Annotated in this window: 16 protein-coding genes; 6 read left to right on the top strand and 10 right to left on the bottom strand. The window is 54.6% G+C overall.

All coding sequences use genetic code 11. The annotated features are described in order from the left end of the window. Position 1: 1 nt before the first annotated feature. From nagE to chiQ, 4 genes are all read left to right on the top strand, one after another. Positions 2 to 1951, top strand: coding sequence for a PTS N-acetyl glucosamine transporter subunit IIABC (nagE, locus tag GY169_RS16895; protein WP_163449158.1), 1950 nt, complete (start codon positions 2 to 4; stop codon positions 1949 to 1951). 184 nt (positions 1952 to 2135) lie between these two features. Then, positions 2136 to 3794 carry a glutamine--tRNA ligase gene (gene glnS / locus GY169_RS16890; RefSeq protein ID WP_163449159.1) on the top strand — a complete coding sequence of 553 codons (1659 nt, stop codon included), beginning with the start codon at positions 2136 to 2138 and terminating at the stop codon, positions 3792 to 3794. 482 nt (positions 3795 to 4276) lie between these two features. Then, on the top strand, positions 4277 to 5683 hold the full coding sequence (gene chiP / locus GY169_RS16885) for a chitoporin ChiP (protein WP_163449160.1): 1407 nt from the start codon (positions 4277 to 4279) through the stop codon (positions 5681 to 5683). A gap of 50 nt (positions 5684 to 5733) precedes the next feature. Further along, complete coding sequence (chiQ, locus tag GY169_RS16880) at positions 5734 to 6069, top strand: ChiQ/YbfN family lipoprotein (protein ID WP_167576398.1); 336 nt, start codon at positions 5734 to 5736, stop codon at positions 6067 to 6069. A gap of 275 nt (positions 6070 to 6344) precedes the next feature. Here chiQ and fur read toward each other — a convergent pair whose 3' ends face one another. The 4 genes from fur to ybfF form a co-directional block, all read right to left on the bottom strand. Continuing rightward, a complete protein-coding gene (gene fur, locus GY169_RS16875) occupies positions 6345 to 6797 on the bottom strand; it encodes a ferric iron uptake transcriptional regulator (protein ID WP_064548293.1) in 453 nt (150 codons plus the stop codon). A 292-nt stretch (positions 6798 to 7089) separates the two neighbouring features. Further along, positions 7090 to 7620 carry a flavodoxin FldA gene (fldA, locus tag GY169_RS16870; RefSeq protein ID WP_064548295.1) on the bottom strand — a complete coding sequence of 177 codons (531 nt, stop codon included), beginning with the start codon at positions 7618 to 7620 and terminating at the stop codon, positions 7090 to 7092. 151 nt (positions 7621 to 7771) lie between these two features. Beyond that, on the bottom strand, positions 7772 to 8065 hold the full coding sequence (ybfE, locus tag GY169_RS16865) for a LexA regulated protein (RefSeq protein ID WP_065355529.1): 294 nt from the start codon (positions 8063 to 8065) through the stop codon (positions 7772 to 7774). A 129-nt stretch (positions 8066 to 8194) separates the two neighbouring features. Then, positions 8195 to 8959, bottom strand: coding sequence for an esterase (ybfF, locus tag GY169_RS16860; RefSeq protein WP_167576397.1), 765 nt, complete (start codon positions 8957 to 8959; stop codon positions 8195 to 8197). A 182-nt stretch (positions 8960 to 9141) separates the two neighbouring features. Here ybfF and seqA point away from each other — a divergent pair, with 182 nt between their 5' ends. Both seqA and pgm read left to right on the top strand, forming a co-directional pair. Next, a complete protein-coding gene (gene seqA / locus GY169_RS16855; RefSeq protein WP_163449164.1) occupies positions 9142 to 9714 on the top strand; it encodes a replication initiation negative regulator SeqA in 573 nt (190 codons plus the stop codon). A gap of 38 nt (positions 9715 to 9752) precedes the next feature. Beyond that, entirely contained in the window at positions 9753 to 11393 is a 1641-nt protein-coding gene (gene pgm, locus GY169_RS16850) for a phosphoglucomutase (alpha-D-glucose-1,6-bisphosphate-dependent) (RefSeq protein WP_167576396.1), read from the top strand. Positions 11394 to 11434: 41 nt separating this feature from the next. On the opposite strand, the gene GY169_RS16845 is transcribed toward pgm, so the two are convergent. The 6 genes from GY169_RS16845 to kdpD form a co-directional block, all read right to left on the bottom strand. Next, on the bottom strand, positions 11435 to 11911 hold the full coding sequence (locus tag GY169_RS16845) for a pyridoxamine 5'-phosphate oxidase family protein (protein ID WP_167576395.1): 477 nt from the start codon (positions 11909 to 11911) through the stop codon (positions 11435 to 11437). Between the two features lie 70 nt (positions 11912 to 11981). Beyond that, positions 11982 to 13298, bottom strand: a complete 1317-nt coding sequence (gene potE, locus GY169_RS16840) for a putrescine-ornithine antiporter (RefSeq protein WP_163449167.1) — start codon at positions 13296 to 13298, stop codon at positions 11982 to 11984. Then, positions 13295 to 15490: an ornithine decarboxylase SpeF gene (gene speF / locus GY169_RS16835; protein ID WP_167576394.1), complete on the bottom strand. Its 2196-nt coding sequence runs from the start codon at positions 15488 to 15490 to the stop codon at positions 13295 to 13297. The genes potE and speF overlap by 4 nt, the downstream gene beginning before the upstream one ends. A 245-nt stretch (positions 15491 to 15735) precedes the next feature. After that, the gene (gene speFL, locus GY169_RS16830) at positions 15736 to 15840 is read right to left on the bottom strand and encodes a leader peptide SpeFL (RefSeq protein ID WP_106875989.1); all 105 of its coding nucleotides are present in this window, start codon (positions 15838 to 15840) and stop codon (positions 15736 to 15738) included. Positions 15841 to 16117: 277 nt separating this feature from the next. After that, on the bottom strand, positions 16118 to 16795 hold the full coding sequence (gene kdpE, locus GY169_RS16825) for a two-component system response regulator KdpE (protein WP_167576393.1): 678 nt from the start codon (positions 16793 to 16795) through the stop codon (positions 16118 to 16120). Next, positions 16792 to 19479 (bottom strand): two-component system sensor histidine kinase KdpD, encoded by a 2688-nt coding sequence (gene kdpD, locus GY169_RS16820; protein ID WP_167577325.1) that lies wholly within the window; start codon positions 19477 to 19479, stop codon positions 16792 to 16794. Before kdpD ends, kdpE begins: the two co-directional genes overlap by 4 nt.

Below are 19479 nucleotides of genomic sequence, written 5' to 3'. Positions count from 1 at the left end.
GATGAATATTTTAGGTTTTTTCCAGCGACTCGGTAGGGCGTTACAGCTCCCTATCGCCGTGCTGCCAGTTGCGGCGCTGTTGCTGCGATTTGGTCAGCCAGATCTACTCAACGTCGCGTTTATCGCACAGGCGGGCGGGTCTATCTTTGATAACCTGGCGCTAATCTTCGCTATCGGTGTGGCATCCAGCTGGTCAAAAGACAGCGCGGGTGCGGCAGCGCTGGCGGGTGCGGTAGGTTATTTCGTATTGACCAAAGCAATGGTGACTATCAACCCAGCCATTAACATGGGTGTGCTGGCCGGTATCATTACCGGTCTGGTCGGTGGTGCCGTTTATAACCGTTGGGCGGGTATCAAACTGCCTGACTTCCTGAGCTTCTTCGGCGGTAAACGTTTTGTGCCGATCGCAACCGGCTTCTTCTGTCTGGTGCTGGCTGCCATCTTCGGCTACGTATGGCCGCCGGTGCAGAACGCTATCCATGCGGGCGGTGAGTGGATCGTCGGCGCGGGCGCGCTGGGTTCCGGTATCTTTGGTTTCATCAACCGTCTGCTGATCCCAACCGGTCTGCATCAGGTTCTGAACACTATCGCCTGGTTCCAGATTGGTGAGTTCACCAACGCGGCGGGTGCGGTATTCCACGGCGACATCAACCGCTTCTATGCGGGTGACGGCACCGCGGGTATGTTCATGTCCGGCTTCTTCCCGATCATGATGTTTGGTCTGCCGGGTGCGGCACTGGCGATGTACTTCGCAGCGCCAAAAGCGCGTCGTCCGATGGTCGGCGGTATGCTGCTGTCTGTTGCCGTCACCGCGTTCCTGACCGGTGTGACCGAGCCGCTGGAATTCCTGTTCATGTTCCTGGCGCCGGTACTGTACCTCCTGCACGCGATTCTGACCGGCGTGAGCCTGTTCATTGCAACGCTGCTGGGTATCCACGCGGGCTTCTCCTTCTCCGCAGGTGCTATCGACTACGTGTTGATGTACAGCCTGCCGGCAGCGAGTAAGAACGTCTGGATGCTGGTGGTGATGGGTCTGGTGTTCTTCGTTATCTACTTCGTGCTGTTCAGCGTGGTTATTCGCATGTTTAACCTGAAAACGCCGGGCCGCGAAGATAAAGACGAAAACGTTGTGACCAACGAAGCCAACAGCAACACGGAAGAAGGTCTGGATCAACTGGCGACCAGCTACATTGCTGCCGTTGGTGGTACTGACAACCTGAAAGCGATTGACGCCTGTATTACCCGTCTGCGCCTGACCGTTGCCGACTCCGCGAAGGTGAGTGACGCAGTATGTAAACGCCTGGGTGCATCCGGCGTGGTGAAACTGAACAAACAAACCATCCAGGTTATCGTGGGTGCGAAAGCAGAAGCGATTGGCGATGCGATGAAGAAAGTGGTTGCACGTGGCCCGGTTGCCGCTGCTTCTGCTGACAGCGCGCCGGCTGCGGCACCTGCTGCGGCAAAACCGCAGGCAGTGGCTAACGCCGCAACCGTTGAAGCGCTGGTTTCGCCAATTACCGGTGATGTGGTGGCGCTGGAGCAGGTGCCTGACGAAGCGTTCGCCAGCAAAGCGGTCGGCGACGGCATTGCGGTGAAACCAACGGACAACATCGTTGTTTCCCCGGCTGCGGGCACTATCGTGAAAATCTTCAACACCAACCATGCGTTCTGTCTGGAAACAGATAAAGGCGCGGAAATCGTTGTCCACATGGGTATCGATACCGTAGCGCTGGAAGGTAAAGGCTTCAGCCGCCTGGTTGAAGAGGGGGCGGAAGTCAAAGCAGGTCAGCCAATCCTGGAAATGGATCTGGACTTCCTGAACGCGAATGCACGCTCAATGATCAGCCCAGTCGTATGCAGTAACAGCGATGATTTCGGCGGTCTGGTGATTAAAGCCGAAGGTCACGTGGTTGCGGGTCAGACGCCGCTGTATGAGATTAAAGGTAAATAATCGCTCCTGAGTAAAGTAGATTAATGCCTTAAGCGGCGGGGGAATTCCTCCGCCGCTTTTTTTTGCCGTAAATTCCCCCATATTCATCGGTACAACGCCTTTTTGTGCAACTAATAGTTGTCTCCGGGCGCGGCTTATAAGATCATGTGCCGTTATACGTTGTTTACGCTTTGAGGAATCCACGATGAGTGAGGCTGAAGCCCGCCCGACTAACTTTATTCGTCAGATCATCGATGAAGATCTGGCAACCGGTAAGCACAACACGGTGCATACACGTTTTCCGCCAGAGCCGAATGGCTATCTGCACATCGGCCACGCGAAATCTATCTGCCTGAACTTTGGTATCGCGAAAGACTACCAGGGCCAGTGCAACCTGCGTTTCGATGACACCAACCCGGTGAAAGAAGATATCGAATACGTAGAGTCGATCAAAAACGATGTCGAGTGGTTAGGTTTTCACTGGTCAGGCAACGTTCGCTACTCCTCGGATTACTTCGATCAGCTGCACGCCTACGCTGTAGAACTTATCAACAAAGGCCTGGCCTACGTTGACGAACTGACGCCGGAACAGATCCGTGAATATCGCGGCTCGCTGACTGCGCCGGGCAAAAATAGCCCATTCCGCGATCGCAGCGTAGAAGAGAACCTGGCGCTGTTCGAAAAAATGCGTACCGGCGGCTTCGCGGAAGGTACCGCGTGCCTGCGCGCCAAAATCGATATGGCTTCGCCGTTTATCGTTATGCGTGACCCGGTGCTGTACCGTATTAAATTTGCCGATCACCACCAGACCGGCACCAAGTGGTGCATCTATCCGATGTACGACTTCACTCACTGCATCAGCGATGCGCTGGAAGGCATTACCCACTCGCTGTGTACGCTGGAGTTCCAGGACAACCGTCGTCTGTACGACTGGGTGCTGGACAACATCACCATTCCGGTTCACCCGCGCCAGTACGAATTCTCGCGCCTGAATCTGGAATACACCGTGATGTCCAAGCGCAAGCTGAATCAGCTGGTGATGGAAAAACATGTCGAAGGCTGGGACGACCCGCGTATGCCGACCATCTCCGGTCTGCGTCGCCGTGGCTACACCGCCGCCTCCATTCGCGAGTTCTGCAAGCGCATCGGCGTGACCAAGCAGGACAACACCATTGAGATGGCGTCGCTGGAATCCTGCATTCGTGAAGATCTGAATGAAAACGCGCCGCGCGCGATGGCGGTTATCGATCCGGTAAAACTGGTGATCGAAAACTATCCGCAGGGCGAGAGCGAAATGGTTTCCATGCCTAACCATCCGAATAAACCGGAAATGGGCAGCCGTGAAGTGCCGTTTAGCGCTGAAATCTGGATCGATCGCGCAGACTTCCGTGAAGAAGCGAACAAGCAGTACAAGCGTCTGGTGATGGGGAAAGAAGTGCGTCTGCGTAACGCCTATGTGGTGAAAGCAGAGCGCGTGGAGAAAGATGCCGAAGGCAATATCACCACCATCTTCTGTACCTACGATGCTGATACCCTGAGCAAAGATCCGGCTGATGGCCGCAAAGTGAAGGGCGTAATTCACTGGGTTAGCGCCGCGCACGCGCTGCCGGTAGAGATTCGCTTGTACGATCGTCTGTTCAGCGTACCGAACCCAGGCGCCGCAGAAGACTTCCTGGCGGTGATGAACCCTGAGTCACTGGTTATCAAGCAGGGCTATGCCGAGCCGTCTCTGCAGGCCGCTGAGGCCGGTAAAGCGTACCAGTTCGAGCGTGAGGGTTACTTCTGCCTCGACAGCCGCTACAGCACGGCAGACAAGCTGGTCTTTAACCGTACCGTTGGTTTACGTGATACCTGGGTTGGCTAATACTCGCCGATCCAACATGAAAAACGCCGCTTTTGCGGCGTTTTTTTTGCCTGGTCATATGCCCCTGGCGCCGATGGCAACATATCGTTCCTTTCTGTTCCGGTAATGTGCAAACCGGTTCTTTTTTATAGTTTCGCGATGCGAATTAATAATATTTTCCTGGATCTGGTACGTTCGCACTTTTTTACATCTACCCACCCCTGATCTTCAATGTAAACGGTCTCATTAACATTTCATCCAAGCCCCGCAAGGGCTGGCCTGTGCAAATGTTAACAATGCATTACGTTACACATTGAAACCAAATATGTGCGCTTTGTCATAATCCTGCACTCTTGTTGCGGAAAAGGATTGATAATTCGCGTCGCGAAAAATAGTCTATCAGTGTACTGAAACACCTTTTTTCCAGAAGTTCATTTTTTAGCGTTTTATTTTTTTGCTTCTGCTTTGCAGCGGCATTTTTAAAAGTCAAAGAGGATATAACTATGCGTACGTTTAGTGGCAAACGTAGTACGCTGGCGCTGGCTATCGCCGGTGTGACAGCAATGTCAGGCTTTGTGATGACTCCGGAAGCGAAGGCAGAAGGGTTCATTGATGATTCAACATTAACCGGCGGCATCTACTATTGGCAGCGTGAGCGTGACCGTAAAGATGTGACCGACCACGACAAATATAAAACCAACCTTTCTCACTCCACCTGGAACGCCAACCTCGACTTCCAGTCGGGTTATGCGGCTGACATGTTCGGTATTGATATTGCTGCTTTTACCGCGATTGAAATGGCGGAAAGTAGCGAAAGCGGTCACCCGAACGAAATTGCATTCTCGTCAAAAAATAAAGGCTATAGCGAAGATTACAGCGGCGATAAGAGCGGTATCAGCCTGTATAAAGCGGCAGCTAAATTTAAACTTGGCCCAACCTGGGCGCGTGCGGGTTACATTCAACCAACCGGTCAAACCCTGCTGGCACCGCACTGGAGCTTTATGCCGGGTACTTACCAGGGGGCTGAAGCTGGTGCAAACTTTGACTACGGCGACAATGGCGCGCTGAGCTTCTCCTACATGTGGACCAATGAGTATAAGGCGCCATGGCATCTGGAGATGGATAACTTCTATCAGAATGATAAGAAGACCAAAGTTGATTACCTGCACTCTATCGGTGCGAAATACGATTTTAAAAATGACCTGGTGCTGGAAGCGGCATTCGGTCAGGCGGAAGGTTATGTCGACCAGTACTTCGCCAAAGCAAGCTACAAATTTGATATCCCTGGCGGCCCGCTGACTACCAGCTACCAGTTCTATGGTACCCGTGACAAAGTGAGCGATCACGGCGTGAACGACATTTACGACGGCACCGCGTGGCTGCAGGCGTTAACATTTGGCTATAAGCTGAACGAAGTGTTCGACTTCCGTCTGGAAGGGACCTGGGTTAAGGCTGACGGTCAGCAGGGCTACTTCCTGCAGCGTATGACCCCGACCTACGCGTCATCTAACGGTCGTCTGGATATCTGGTGGGATAACCGCTCTGACTTCAACGCCAACGGCGAAAAAGCGGTCTTCTTCGGTGGTATGTATGACCTGAAGAACTGGAATCTTCCTGGCTGGGCAGTGGGTGCATCCTACGTCTATGCATGGGATGCGAAACCAGCGACCTGGCAGATGAACCCGGATGCCTACTACAACAAAAACAATACGATCAGAGAATCTGCATACAGCCTGGATGCCATGTATACCGTACAGGAAGGCCGCGCGAAGGGTACCCTCTTCAAACTGCACTTCACTCAGTACGACAACCACTCCGACATCCCAAGCTGGGGCGGTGGTTACGGCAACATCTTCCAGGATGAGCGTGACGTGAAATTCATGGTTATCGCACCGTTCACTATTTTCTGATGCATGATGCGGCAGGGGGAAGCCTCTGCCGCCGCTAAGAGGCTCATCGTATGAAAAAACTGATTATTGTTGCCCTGATGGCCGCTGGCCTTACCGCTTGCGTTCAGCCATCCACGCCGAAAGAAGACAGTAAGCTGAAGGATGCCTACAGCGCGTGCATTAACACCGCTGAAGGCAATCCGGACAAAATCCAGGCCTGCCAGAGCGTGCTGAACGTGCTGAAAAAAGAGAAACAGCATGAACAGTTTGCTAATCAGGAATCCGTACGCGTGCTGGATTACCAGCAGTGTATTCAGGCAACCCGTACCGGTAACGACCAGGCCGTAAAAGCCAAATGCGATAAGATGTGGCAGGAAATTCGCAGCAATAACACCGTGAAGCCATAAGATAAGGCGAATGCTAATAACTGAAAAAACCGCTGCTTGTGAACTGACCCCATAATGTTGGACGGTTTATACTAAGCGGTTATAAGGGCCTGAGTTCGGTATTCCACTGGACTCTAAAGCTGAGAGAATACTTGCTCATAAAAAACTGCACCTTACTTCGTTGGGTGTCCAACTTTTTGGGTGCAGTTCACTTGCAGCGGTTTTTTTATGGCTGAATGCGAACGAAGGGCAAAAAAAACCAACGCATGGCGCTGGCTTTTTAACGAGGGGGGAAGTTACTTCTCTACACCATCGTGAGCATGTTCATCTTCACGGCAGTCGCCTTCAGCGCAGTGGCCATAAAGATAAAGGCTGTGGTTGGTCAGACGAATTCCGTGTTTGGCGGCAATTTCACGCTGGCGAGCTTCGATAGATTCGTCGCTGAACTCGATCACTTTGCCACAGTCGAGGCAAATAAGGTGATCGTGGTGATGCTGCTGGGTCAGTTCGAAAACGGATTTGCCGCCTTCAAAATTATGACGGGTCACGATGCCCGCGTCATCAAACTGGTTCAGAACACGATAAACCGTGGCCAGGCCAATTTCTTCACCCATGTCGATCAGGCGTTTGTATAAGTCTTCCGCACTGACATGGTGGTTATCCGGTTCCTGAAGAACTTCCAGAATCTTTAACCGTGGAAGTGTGACTTTCAGGCCAGCCTTCTTTAATGCGGTATTATTGTCAGTCATGCGGAATCTGTCCTGTTGCTAAACGATTAACTTCCATCAGCGAAAGTATCACAGAGAATTCACCCGTTTTAATGCGTCTCATTATAGAATGACCCTGGATAAATGAAAACAGCAAGGCTTGGGTAAACTAAGCTTTCAAAAACGAGGCGTCACCGACAAACAGAGCGATGAACCTACGCTAAATCAGAAGATATTGTACAGGTATGCGCTGAAAAGTTAAAAAAATGTAGCTATTATTTTGATTGCTTTTACCTATTAATGAGGCGCGATTTGTTATCGCGCCTCAATATCATCAGGCGTTTTTGATTTCGTCGAGGTGCAGCTCTTCAGCAACCTGCTTAACCCATTTTTCAACGCGTTCAGCGGTCAGCTCCGGCTGGCGGTCTTCGTCAATCGCCAGACCCACGAAGTGGTCGTCATCGGCCAGGCCTTTCGACGCTTCGAAGTGGTAGCCTGCGGTTGGCCAGTGACCAACGATGGTCGCGCCGTTTGGCTCGATGATGTCGCGAATCGTACCCAGCGCATCGCAGAAGTACTCCGCGTAATCTTCCTGATCGCCACAGCCGAAGAGGGCGACCAGCTTACCGTTGAAGTCAACTTCTTCCAGAGACGGGAAGAAATCGTCCCAGTCGCACTGTGCTTCACCGTAGTACCAGGTTGGGATACCCAGCAGCAGGATATCGTAGCCTGCCAGGTCTTCTTTGCTGCTCTTGGCAATGTCGTGAACGTCAGCGACATCTTTACCAAGCTGTTTTTGAATCATTTTTGCGATATTTTCGGTGTTCCCGGTGTCGCTACCGAAGAAGATGCCAACGATTGCCATGAGTAAAATAACCTCTTGAAACTTAATGATATGGTGGTGGCTTATTGCCCACAGATAAGGGCAATCATAGCAGAACAGAGAAGCGGGCGGAAACAGCTATCGTGCCGTACTGCACACTCTGCTACATGAAAGTGCGTTTTGGGGGGGGATTTCAGACTTTCCCTTGCCCGTGCAGCAGCGCCAGTTGGCTCATCAGCATCTCTTCGATGAGTTCGCTGCGGCTCATCTCACGGGCAGCTGCCAGCTCGTTGAGCGCATCAACGGCGTCGCTGTTTAGCTTTAACTCGACGCGCTTAAGCCCACGAACTTTGTCGCGTTTGAGCTGATTGCGCTTATTAATGCGGAGCTGTTCGTCACGCGAAAGCGGATTGGTTTTGGGTCTTCCCGGCCGACGCTCATTTGCGAACAAATCTAATGTCGTACGGTCCGTTTGTTCTTTTGCCATGGTTCTGAGTGACTTCGGGGAAACAAGCTACCGGACGGTGCCCGGTGCAGACAGCGCGCAATCATACAACAGTGGAACCCGCACGCCAACGACCACGGCCATTCTGGCGCGCGGTCGATGCATTTTTAATCACTCAGCGAGGTAACGGCGAATGGCGCGCAGCACGGCGTCCGGTTTTTCGGCGTGAACCCAGTGACCCGCCCCGGCAATCACGTGCGCTTTCGCCTGCGGGAATTGCGCCAGCAGATCGTCACGATAGGCTTCGGTGACATACGGTGAATTGCCGCCGGGAATAAACAGCGCAGGGTGTTCCCAGGCCGGAATGGTTTCCCAGCCGACGATATGGGGATATTGCTCCCACAGCACCGGCACGTTAAAGCGCCAGGCACCGTCAACAAACGACTTCAGCAGAAACTGAATCACGCCTTCTTCATGCAGATACTCGCGCATCACCGTGGCTGCCTGCTGGCGCGTGGAGACGCCCGCGCTGGTGACGGCGTTAATGGCGGCAAAAATTTCATCATGACGACGCACGTGGTAATCCACCGGCGCAATGTCGATTGCCACCAGGCGGTCGATGCGCTCCGGGGCCAGCGCGGTCAGCGCCATCACCGCTTTTCCGCCCATTGAATGGCCGATGAATGTCGCTTTCTCAATCTGGTTGGCGTCGAGAGTATCGAGCAAATCCTGCGCCATGGCCGGATAGCTCATATCGTCGGAACGCGGCGACAGACCGTGGTTACGCATGTCGACCTGAATGACATCGTGATCGGCAAGCAGGTCGCGGGCGAGAATGCCGAGGTTATCCAGGCTGCCGAACAGACCGTGGACCAGGACGATGGGGGAATTATTGTGCAGGTTTTGTGCAGTTTGCGCTCGGAAATTCAATTTCATAGCAAAGTTCTTTTTTTCGCATTGTCGGGTTAGGGTATCATGTTGAACATTCTAACGCTCAGGGGCAAGTGAGGAACTCATCCGAATTTTGCCGTGCCCCTGGTTTGGCGCTACCCGCTGTTGGGTTTTGACTTTATAATCCCAATAAACTGTATTCAGAAAAATTATCGCACCGGATTAAGATGAAAACGATCGAAGTTGATGACGAGCTCTATCGCTATATTGCAGCCCACACTCTGCGCATTGGCGAGAGCGCGTCCGACATTTTACGGCGTATGCTGAAATTCTCCGCCGCTTCCCAGCCCGCAGCCGTCGCTGCCGCGCCGGTCGTCAAAGCAGAAACGGTTGCCGCTCCGGCGCCCGCTGCTGCCCCCGTTGCTGAGGTGAAAACGGTTAAATCCGCCAAAGATAAAGTCCGTGCCATGCGCGAACTGCTGCTCTCCGACGAGTATGCAGAGCAGAAGAAAGCGGTAAACCGCTTCATGCTGGTACTGACCACGCTGTACTCTCTGGACAACAATGCGTTTGCTGAGGCAACCGAATCCCTTCATGGCCGTACCCGCGTCTACTTTGCTGCCGACGAGCAAACGCTGCTGAAAAACGGCAATCAGACGAAACCAAAACAGGTTCCGGATACGCCATACTGGGTCATTACCAATACCAATACGGGCCGTAAATGCAGCATGGTCGAACACATCATGCAGTCAATGCAATTCCCGGCGGAATTGATTGAGAAGGTTTGCGGTACCATCTAATACTGACAATCTAACCCTTGCATAAGAAGGACCAGGCAATGGCAAACCATACCCGTGCGGGTCAACCCGCACAGCAGAGTGATTTGATCAACGTCGCTCAACTGACGGCCCAGTACTACGTGCTGCAGCCGGACGTGAGCAATGCGGAACACGCGGTGAAATTCGGGACCTCCGGTCACCGCGGTAGCGCAGGTCGTCACAGCTTCAATGAAAAGCATATTTTGGCCATTGCTCAGGCGATTGCTGAAGAGCGCACGAAAAATGGAATTTCGGGCCCATGCTACGTCGGAAAAGATACGCACGCGCTTTCTGAGCCTGCGTTCATCTCCGTACTTGAAGTGTTAGCGGCGAATGGCGTTGATGTGATTGTGCAGGAAAACAATGGTTTCACGCCGACGCCGGCGGTTTCCAACGCTATCCTGGTGCACAACAAGAAAGGCGGCCCGCTGGCCGATGGCATTGTCATTACGCCGTCCCACAACCCGCCGGAAGACGGTGGTATCAAGTACAACCCGCCAAACGGTGGCCCGGCTGATACCAACGTCACCAAAGTGGTTGAAGACCGCGCTAACGCGCTGTTGGCCGCCGATCTGAACGGCGTGAAGCGCATCTCTTACGATGCGGCCCTGGCCTCGGGTCATGTGAAGGAAGTCGATCTGGTGCAGCCGTTCATTGAAGGGCTGGCGGATATCGTCGATATGGCGGCGATCCAGAAAGCCGGTCTGACCCTGGGCGTTGATCCGCTGGGCGGTTCCGGTATCGAATACTGGAAACGTATCGCGAAGCACTACAACCTGAACCTGACCATTGTTAACGATCACGTTGACCAGACTTTCCGCTTCATGCACCTCGATAAAGATGGCGCAATCCGTATGGACTGCTCTTCCGAGTGCGCGATGGCAGGCCTGCTGGCGCTGCGTGATAAGTTCGACCTGGCATTTGCCAACGATCCTGACTACGACCGTCACGGTATTGTTACCCCGGCCGGGCTGATGAACCCGAACCACTACCTGGCGGTGGCGATCAACTACCTGTTCCAGCATCGTCCGCAGTGGGGCAAAGACGTTGCCGTGGGTAAAACCCTGGTCTCTTCCGCAATGATTGACCGCGTGGTGAATGACCTGGGCCGTAAGCTGGTTGAAGTGCCGGTGGGCTTTAAATGGTTTGTTGATGGCCTGTTCGACGGTAGCTTTGGCTTCGGCGGCGAAGAGAGCGCGGGCGCTTCCTTCCTGCGTTTCGACGGTACGCCGTGGTCAACCGATAAAGACGGGATCATCATGTGCCTGCTGGCGGCAGAAATCACCGCCGTCACCGGTAAGAATCCGCAGGAACACTACAACGACCTGGCCGCACGTTTCGGCGCGCCAAGCTATAACCGTCTGCAGGCGAGCGCGACTTCCGCACAGAAAGCGGCGCTGTCTAAGCTCTCTCCTGAGATGGTCAGCGCCAGCACTCTGGCCGGTGATCCGATTACCGCACGCCTGACCGCTGCACCGGGTAACGGCGCATCTATCGGTGGTCTGAAAGTGATGACCGATAACGGCTGGTTTGCGGCGCGTCCGTCCGGCACGGAAGATGCGTACAAGATTTACTGCGAAAGCTTCCTTGGCGCTGAGCATCGTCAGCAGATTGAGAAAGAAGCGGTAGAGATTGTTAGCGAAGTGCTGAAAAACGCCTGATATCATCGCTGTTAAGACAAAGGAGCCGTAAGGCTCCTTTTTCATATTCCCTGATGCTGGCGGCAGGTTAGCGTCTGGCAATCCATTCGCACGACGCACACCGCTTTCATCATATCGTCACGATAGCTGAAGGTTTTACCCGGTACGGCCTGCCGCATGATGAGGTCCAGCCCGGTGGTCATTTCTTCGCATTCTTGCAAAATCGACGCCTGTCCATTGGCAATGATGCTGGTGTACGCACTGCTATAATCACAGGCATCCTCGGCGGGAATTAAGCGATAATCACCGTCTATTTCCAGGCTGATTGCCGGGTCTTTACGCAACAAACGCATCTTTTTACCGGTGCGCGCGCCATGGAAATAGAACGTCCAGCGTTCGTCCTGATAGGTACAACCAAAGTTGACCGGAACAATGTACGGGCTGCTCTCATCGTTCAGTGCGATACGGCAAATTTGCTGGGTCTGAATAAGACGGAGGATCCGTTCTGGGTCGGAGACAATACGATCTGGATTACTCAAGTTAGCTGCCTTATCAACGAAAGAAAAGAAAGCGGGCTGTAGTGGTCTACAGCCCGAACGGGTAAGTCAATTAACCGTGTTTATTCTTCAACTCAAAACGCGGCGACACCAGGCCGTACAGCGTCCAGCCGAGGAACGTCACGATGGAACCGTACAGCATCGCTTCTTCACCGGAAGAGTAGAGCGCATAGAAGCTATACATTGCCCCAACGAATGCCACGAAGTTAGCGATGCGCGCTTTGTTCATCGGCACGTTAGCCATACGCTGGATAATAACCAGCGCTGCCATCGACAGGATGTACGGAATAATGTTGGTGACGACCGCCAGGTTCACCAGCACGTTGAACTGATTATTCAGCGACGGGCTGATGGTCATCAACGACAGCCCGGACTGAATGACCACGATGACCAGCATCCCCTTAACTGGCGCATCCGCCTTGCTAACCTGAGAGAACACTTTCGGGAAGTAGCCTTCGTCCGCCGAGGATTTGAATACCTGGGCGATAGTGAACTGCCAGCCGAGCAGCGAACCGCAGCAGGACATGACCATCAGCGCCATGATCACTTTACCGACTTCCGGCGTGAACATTTGCGCGAAGGCCAGGCCGAACGGGGCGGTTGAGTTAGCCAGGTCCATATTCGGTACAATCCCGGCAATCACGTTGGTGGAGACAATGTAAATCACCGCCGCCCCCAGCGTCCCGCCGAGCACGGCGATCGGTACGTTACGTTCCGGGTTTTCCACCACTTCAGCGTTGGCGCAGGCGGATTCCAGACCGAGGAAGGCCCACAGCGTCATAGCGATGGATGAACCGACCGCGCTAAAGAACGGCACGTGATGCGGGTTCCAGGACTCGACGTACATTGTCGGGCTGAACCAGAACCAGCCAATCACGCACAGACCCACCACCGGGATAATGACGCCCCATACCGTGATGCTGCTGATCTGTCCGGTAATGCGCGCGCCGCCGAAGTTGGCAACGGTACAGATCCACAGCACGCCGATGGTGGCGAGCCCAATTTGCACGGGGCTCAGTGCGGCACCGAAAAGCTCGGTGCCATAACCCACCGCCGAAATCGCGATCGCGACGTTGGCAATCAGCAGCGATACCCCATAGGTATAGTTGGCCATAAAGTTGCCCGACTTACCAAAGGCATACTCCGCATAGCCGCCCATGCCGCCGGATTTTTTACTGAACATCCCGCATTTAGCGAAGGCCCAGGCCAGCGCCATCGAACCGACGGCGGTGACCAGCCAGGAGATAATGGAAATGGTGCCGACTTCAGCGAGCTTGGTGGGCAGCATGATGATACCGGAGCCCATCATGTTCACCATCGTCAGGATGGTGAGCTGAACAACACCCATTTTGTTGTTGGCTTTGCTCATAATTTCTCCCCTTTCAGCATCGCTGGCAGCGGCTGCTGAGGTTTAATCACGTTGCACCACACTTCTTTGCGACCGTTGTGTTCCTGGATGTAAACCCCTTGCAGTTCTGGCGCAAATCCCGGCAGCAGGTTGATGCCTTCTTCCAGCGCTTTGAAGTAGCGCAGAACGGAATCCCCCCAGATTTCACCCGGGACAACGCACAGCACGCCAGGAGGATACGGCAGGGCGCCTTCGGCGGCGATTTTGCCTTCCGCCATCGACAGCGGCACCAGATCGACCTCGCCGCGGATGTAGGCAAAGTTCGCTTCCTGCGGGTTCATGTTGACGCGCGGGAAGTGCGATTTGCGGAACATCTCTTTTTGCAGCTGTTTGACGTTGTGGCGGGCATAAAGGTTGTGCATTTCCTGGCACAGCTGGCGCAGGGTGTAACCGGCGTAACGATCTTTATGCTGACCGTAGAGCGACGGCAGCACCTCTTGCAGCGGCGCGTCAGATTCCAGCAGCGTTTCGAAGCGCACCAGCAGCGCCACCAGCTGTTGCAGCTTGGCCATATCTTCCGCTGGCGTCAGCAGGAACAGGATTGAGTTGAGGTCGCATTTTTCCGGCACCACGCCGTGTTCACGCAGGTAGTTGGCCAGAATGGTGGCCGGCACGCCAAAGGTGTCGTACTCGCCGTTAGCGTCAATGCCTGGGGTGGTCAGCAGCAGTTTGCACGGGTCAACGAAGTACTGATGCTCTGCGTAGCCTTCGAAGCCGTGCCAGCGTTCGCCCGGGACGAAGTGGAAGAAGCGCAGGTCGTTGGCAATCTGCTCGGTCGGCCAGGATTGCCACGGTTTACCGTCAATCTCGGCGGGGACAAACGGACGAATGTGGTGGCAGTTATCCAGAATCAGCTTACGTGCTTCAATGCCGTTCGAGACGCAGTCCATCCACATATTGCGGCCCGCTTGCCCTTCGTGCATCCGCGCGTTGACGTCCAGCGCGGCAAACAGCGGGTAGAACGGGCTGGTGGACGCGTGCATCATAAAGGCGTTGTTGAGACGTTTATGCGGCACATAGCGCTGTTGGCCTTTGATATGACTATCTTTTTTATGGATCTGCGAAGTCTGGGAGAAACCGGCCTGCTGTTTGTGCACCGACTGAGTCACCAGAATCCCCGGATCGTTTTCATTCAGTTCCAGCAGCAGCGGCGAGCAGTCGGCCATCATCGGAATGAACTGTTCGTAGCCTACCCATGCGGAGTCAAACAGGATGTAGTCGCACAGGTGACCGATTTTATCCACCACCTGACGGGCGTTATAGATAGTGCCATCGTAGGTGCCCAGCTGGATGACCGCCAGACGGAACGGGCGTTCGTTACGTGCGCGGTTTGGCGCCACTTCTGCCACCAGTTCACGCAGATAGCCTTCTTCAAAGCAGTGGGCATCGATGCCGCCGATAAAGCCATACGGGTTACGTGCGGTTTCCAGGTAGACCGGTGTGGCTCCAGCCTGCAACAGCGCGCCGTGGTGGTTGGATTTGTGGTTGTTACGGTCAAACAGCACTAAATCCCCCGGAGTCAGCAGCGCGTTGAGCACCACTTTGTTAGAGGAGGAGGTGCCGTTGAGCACGAAGTAGGTTTTGTCGGCGTTAAACACCTTCGCCGCGTGTTGCTGAGCGATGCACGGCGCGCCTTCGTGGATTAACAGGTCACCCATTGCCACGTCGGCGTTGCACAGGTCGGAACGGAAAAGCGTTTCGCCAAAGTACTCGACAAACTGATTCCCTGCTGGATGACGGCGGAAGAATTCGCCGCCCTGATGCCCCGGGCAATCAAAGGCACTGTTGCCCTGGGCGACATAATCCACTAACGCACTGAAGAACGGCGGGCGCAGATTGACTTCGTACTTGTGGGCGGCGGCCTCTAACTGGCGGCCATAGAAATCGTTGCGGGTTTCATCGTGCTCGAATACCCCTTGAATGCGGGCAAGATATTCAGCCGGAACGATCTGATCTTTATTAATAGCAATAAATACTGGCAGGTTATAACCCGTCGCATCTATTTCGTCGAGTTTACCGCACTCAACGTCTTCAATAGATAATACGGCAGCCGCGACATCAATAAAGTGGGTGTCGCAGGTATTGATAATACTACGCTGGGTAGTGAAGCAGTCAGGACATGAACGACTAACGGCAATTTTTAATTCAGACATTTTTTCGACTCTTTATTTTAGGTAATAGCAGTCCCTCAATTTCTCAATGGAGAAATTGATATCGCCGGAAAAAAAGCAATAAGATCTCGCTGACAATAAAATCAGAACATTGCTTTTTTCAGAATGTAGCAAACCCAACTCGGTCCGGTGGCCGGCAGATACAGGTTTGTCATGGCGAGCGCTGGCAGCAGGCTAGAAGCCTGAATTAGCAAGGAATAACTGCGAGGCGCCCGAAGTCGGGAGACTTATCGGGCGTTAAAGAAGTGAAAGTCGAAACTATTACGGTGAGCAAACATCATAATATGTGTTGTCCGCCGTATGTGGGGCATCAATCGGTTATTGTTTTCCATTTCGTATACCTCAGATGAATATCCTAAAGCGCAGCCATTTTATCTCCGGGTGGGCTTAAAACTGTGAGGGTGATCAACAATAAGAGATCATTTATAAAATTATTCATTATTGATGAGCGACGAGCCAGGATAAAATGCTGGATTGTTTAAGTAATGTAAATAAATTGTGTTAATTATATATTTGAAAGGGTTTTAAAACCGTATTTTAATATTTTTCAGATTAAGTTATTTCTGATTAAAAATAAAAGTTGGCTATGTTGTAAATATGAATAACTATTCACAACATGAAACGATAGCCAATTCCGGTTTCGGTTAATAAATGCTGAGGACGCGCGGGATCTATTTCCAGTTTCTGGCGAAGATGCCCCATATAAATGCGCAAATAGTGACTATGTTCTACGGCATTAGGTCCCCATACCTGGCTGAGCAGTTGGCGTTGGGTGAGCACTTTACCGGCATTATTGAGCAGTACCGCCAGCAGACGGAATTCAATCGGGGTGAGATGGATTTCTGCACTGCCACGGGTAATTCGCCGTGAGGCGAGGTCAACGGTGATATCAGCAAAGGAGACGACGGGTTCATTGGGCTGGGCACCGGCATGGCGACGTAGCGCGACGCGTAAGCGCGCCTGAAGCTCGCCGATGCCAAATGGTTTACTCAGATAATCGTCGGCGCCTGCATCCAGCGCCGCTATCTTGTCACTCTCTTCACTGCGCGCCGACAGCACAATAATCGGCACCGGGCTCCACTGGCGGATATCGCGAATAAAATCGAGGCCATCACCGTCCGGCAGGCCGAGATCGAGGATCACCAGGTCTGGTTTGCGCGTCGCCGCTTCCAGCAACCCACGCTGGAGGGTTTCGGCATCAAAAACGCGCAGGTCTTCGGCTTCCAGCGCGGTACGCAGAAAACGGCGAATGGCGTGTTCGTCTTCAACAATCAAAACGCTGGTCACAGCTCTTCGTATCCCTCTTCAAGTTCAGGCGGTTGTTCCAGTGGCAGTGTAACACGAAAACAGGCGCCGCCTTCCGGGCGGTTACTGACAGACAGCGTCCCGCCATGAATCTCAACGATGGCCTGACAAATGGCCAGACCTAGCCCCACGCCGGGAATGGCCGACTCTTTGTGGCCACGGGCGAATTTGGCAAAAATATGCTGTTCCTGGCCGCCTGGAATTCCTGGCCCACTGTCCCAAACGTCCAACAGCAGGCGGTTGTTTTCCGTTGCCGCGCGAATACCAATTTGCGCCTCGCTGCCCGCGTACTTCACGGCGTTCTCCAGCAGGTTGTTGAGCACTCGCTCAAACAGCGGGCCGTCGAGGTGCACCAGCATCAGCGGGTCGGGCAGGGTAAGAAGGATTTTCCGCCCGCCAAGCGTGGGTTCCAGCGTACGCAGTGCGCTGCCCACGACCTCTTCGAGCGTCAGCCACTCCTTATTGAGATTAAAGCCACCGGACTGAATCCGCGCCATATCCAGCAGATTGTTTACCAGACGCGTAGTGTTAAGCACGTGCTGGCGAATTTCGTTCGCCTGCGGCGCGTAGGGCGAACCGCTGCTGGCGAGATCGAGCGTCAGAATTTCGGCCTGGCCAAACAGCACGGTCAACGGTGTGCGCAGGTCGTGCGACAGCGCGGCGAGCAGCGAGTTACGCAGGCTTTCGCGTTCGCTGATAAGCCTTGATTGCTCTTCGCTGGCCGTCAATGCCAGCCGCTCCAGCGCGCTGGAGACCAGAAGGGTAAAGGTTTCCAGCAGTCGCTGTTGTTCCGGCACCATCAGCTGACGCAGATTATTGGGCTCGACGACGACCAGTCCGTGGGTTTTATCCGCGCTGCGTAGCGGCAGAATCAGATAGGGGACGCCGGGGAGCGTGTCGGTTCCCGCTCCGGCGGGTAGCCCTTTGTCAAAGCTCCAGTGGGCGATGGCTTCATCCCACGGCGTCATACCTTCCTGATGATTCAGCGCCGCCAGCTTCCCGTTTTCGTCCGGCAGCAGGACCTGGCTGCGGGCGTGGAAGGTCGAGCGAATATATTGCTCGCAGGTGAGGGCGATATCGCGGGCGTTGCGACCCACCGCGAGTGTTTTCGACATTTCATACAGGTGCCGTGTTCGTTGCTCGCGATAGCGGGCCACACGCGCCTGATAGCGCACGCCAGCGGTCAGATTACCGATGACCAGACCGACGGTGAGCATCACGCCGAAGGTGAGCAGGTACTGGACATCGGAGACGGCCAGCGTGCCGCGTGGGGCGATAAAGAAGAGATCAAAACTGACCACGTTGATCACCGTCGCCAGTACCGACGGCCAGCGGCCATAGAACAGCGCGACGATCACCACGCCCAGCAGATAGAGCATGACCAGGTTGGCGGCGTCAAATGTCATGAGCCACTGAGCGGCCACCCACGTAATGGCGGCGCACAGCCCAAGCGCCACCAGGCAGCCACGGATCTGGACGCGCCATTTGTCGATAAACGGGCGGCGGTCGCTTGAGCGCTCGGGCAGCGGCAGGGGCGTCTCATCTACGCCTATCACCAGCAGGTCCAGCTCCGGCGCGTGGCGAGTCAACCGGTCGCCGAAGCGTTCACCGCGCCACCAGCGACGCTTCTGCTGACGGCCAATGACAATTTTGCCCAGATTGTGTTCACGCGCATAACGGATCACCGCCGCTTCCTCGGACGGCTCCGACAACGTCGCGGTCTCTGCGCCCAGCTCCTGCGCCAGTCGCAGTGCGTTAAGGATAGCGCGGCGCTGCGGTTCGGGCAGACGGTGCAGCGTAGGGGTTTCAACGTAAACGGCGTGCCAGACGCTGCCCAGCCGGGCGGCCAGACGCGCGGCGGTGCGCACCAGCTTTTCGCTGCCGGCATGATGGCCAATACACAGCAGGATCGCGTCCTGAGTATGCCACACTTTTTCCTGCCCCTGACCGTCGCGCCAGGCGCGCATTTGATCGTCCACCCGCTCGGCGGTACGGCGTAGAGCCAGTTCGCGCAGGGCGATCAGGTTACCTTTACGAAAGAAATTTTCGATCGCGCGTTCTGCCTGGCCGGCCAGATAAACTTTGCCTTCGTTCAGGCGCTGACGGAGGTCGTCCGGCGGCAGATCCACCAGCACCACCTCATCAGCGGCGTCAAAAAAAGGATCGGGCACGGTTTCCCGCACCTGAATACCGGTGACGCCGCTGACGACATCGTTCAGGCTCTCCAGATGCTGCACGTTAACGGTGGTGAAGACGTCGATGCCCGCTTCCAGCAGCTCATCGATGTCCTGCCAGCGTTTGGGATGGCGGGAGCCGGGCGCGTTGCTGTGGGCCAGCTCATCCATTAACACCAGCGCCGGGCGACGGGCGAGGGCGGCATCCAGGTCGAACTCCATCACATAGCGGCCGCGGTAGGCGCTGCGCTTTGGCGGCAAAATGCTCAGGCCATTCAGCATCGCAGCGGTCTCTTTGCGACCATGGGTTTCTACCACGCCCGCCAGCACGTCCAACCCCTGCGCACGCAGCCGCTGCGCCTCTGCCAGCATCGCCCAGGTTTTACCTACCCCGGCGCAGGCGCCGAAGAATATCTTCAGCTTTCCGCGGTGCGCGTCGGCGGTTTGTTCCAGCAGGCGATCCGGGTTAGGACGCAGCGGCTCGTTGGTCAT

It is taken from the genome of Kluyvera genomosp. 3 (genome assembly GCF_011765685.1).
GTDB classification, from domain to species: Bacteria; Pseudomonadota; Gammaproteobacteria; order Enterobacterales; family Enterobacteriaceae; genus Kluyvera; species Kluyvera georgiana_A.
This window is presented reverse-complemented; position numbering and strand designations above follow the sequence as displayed.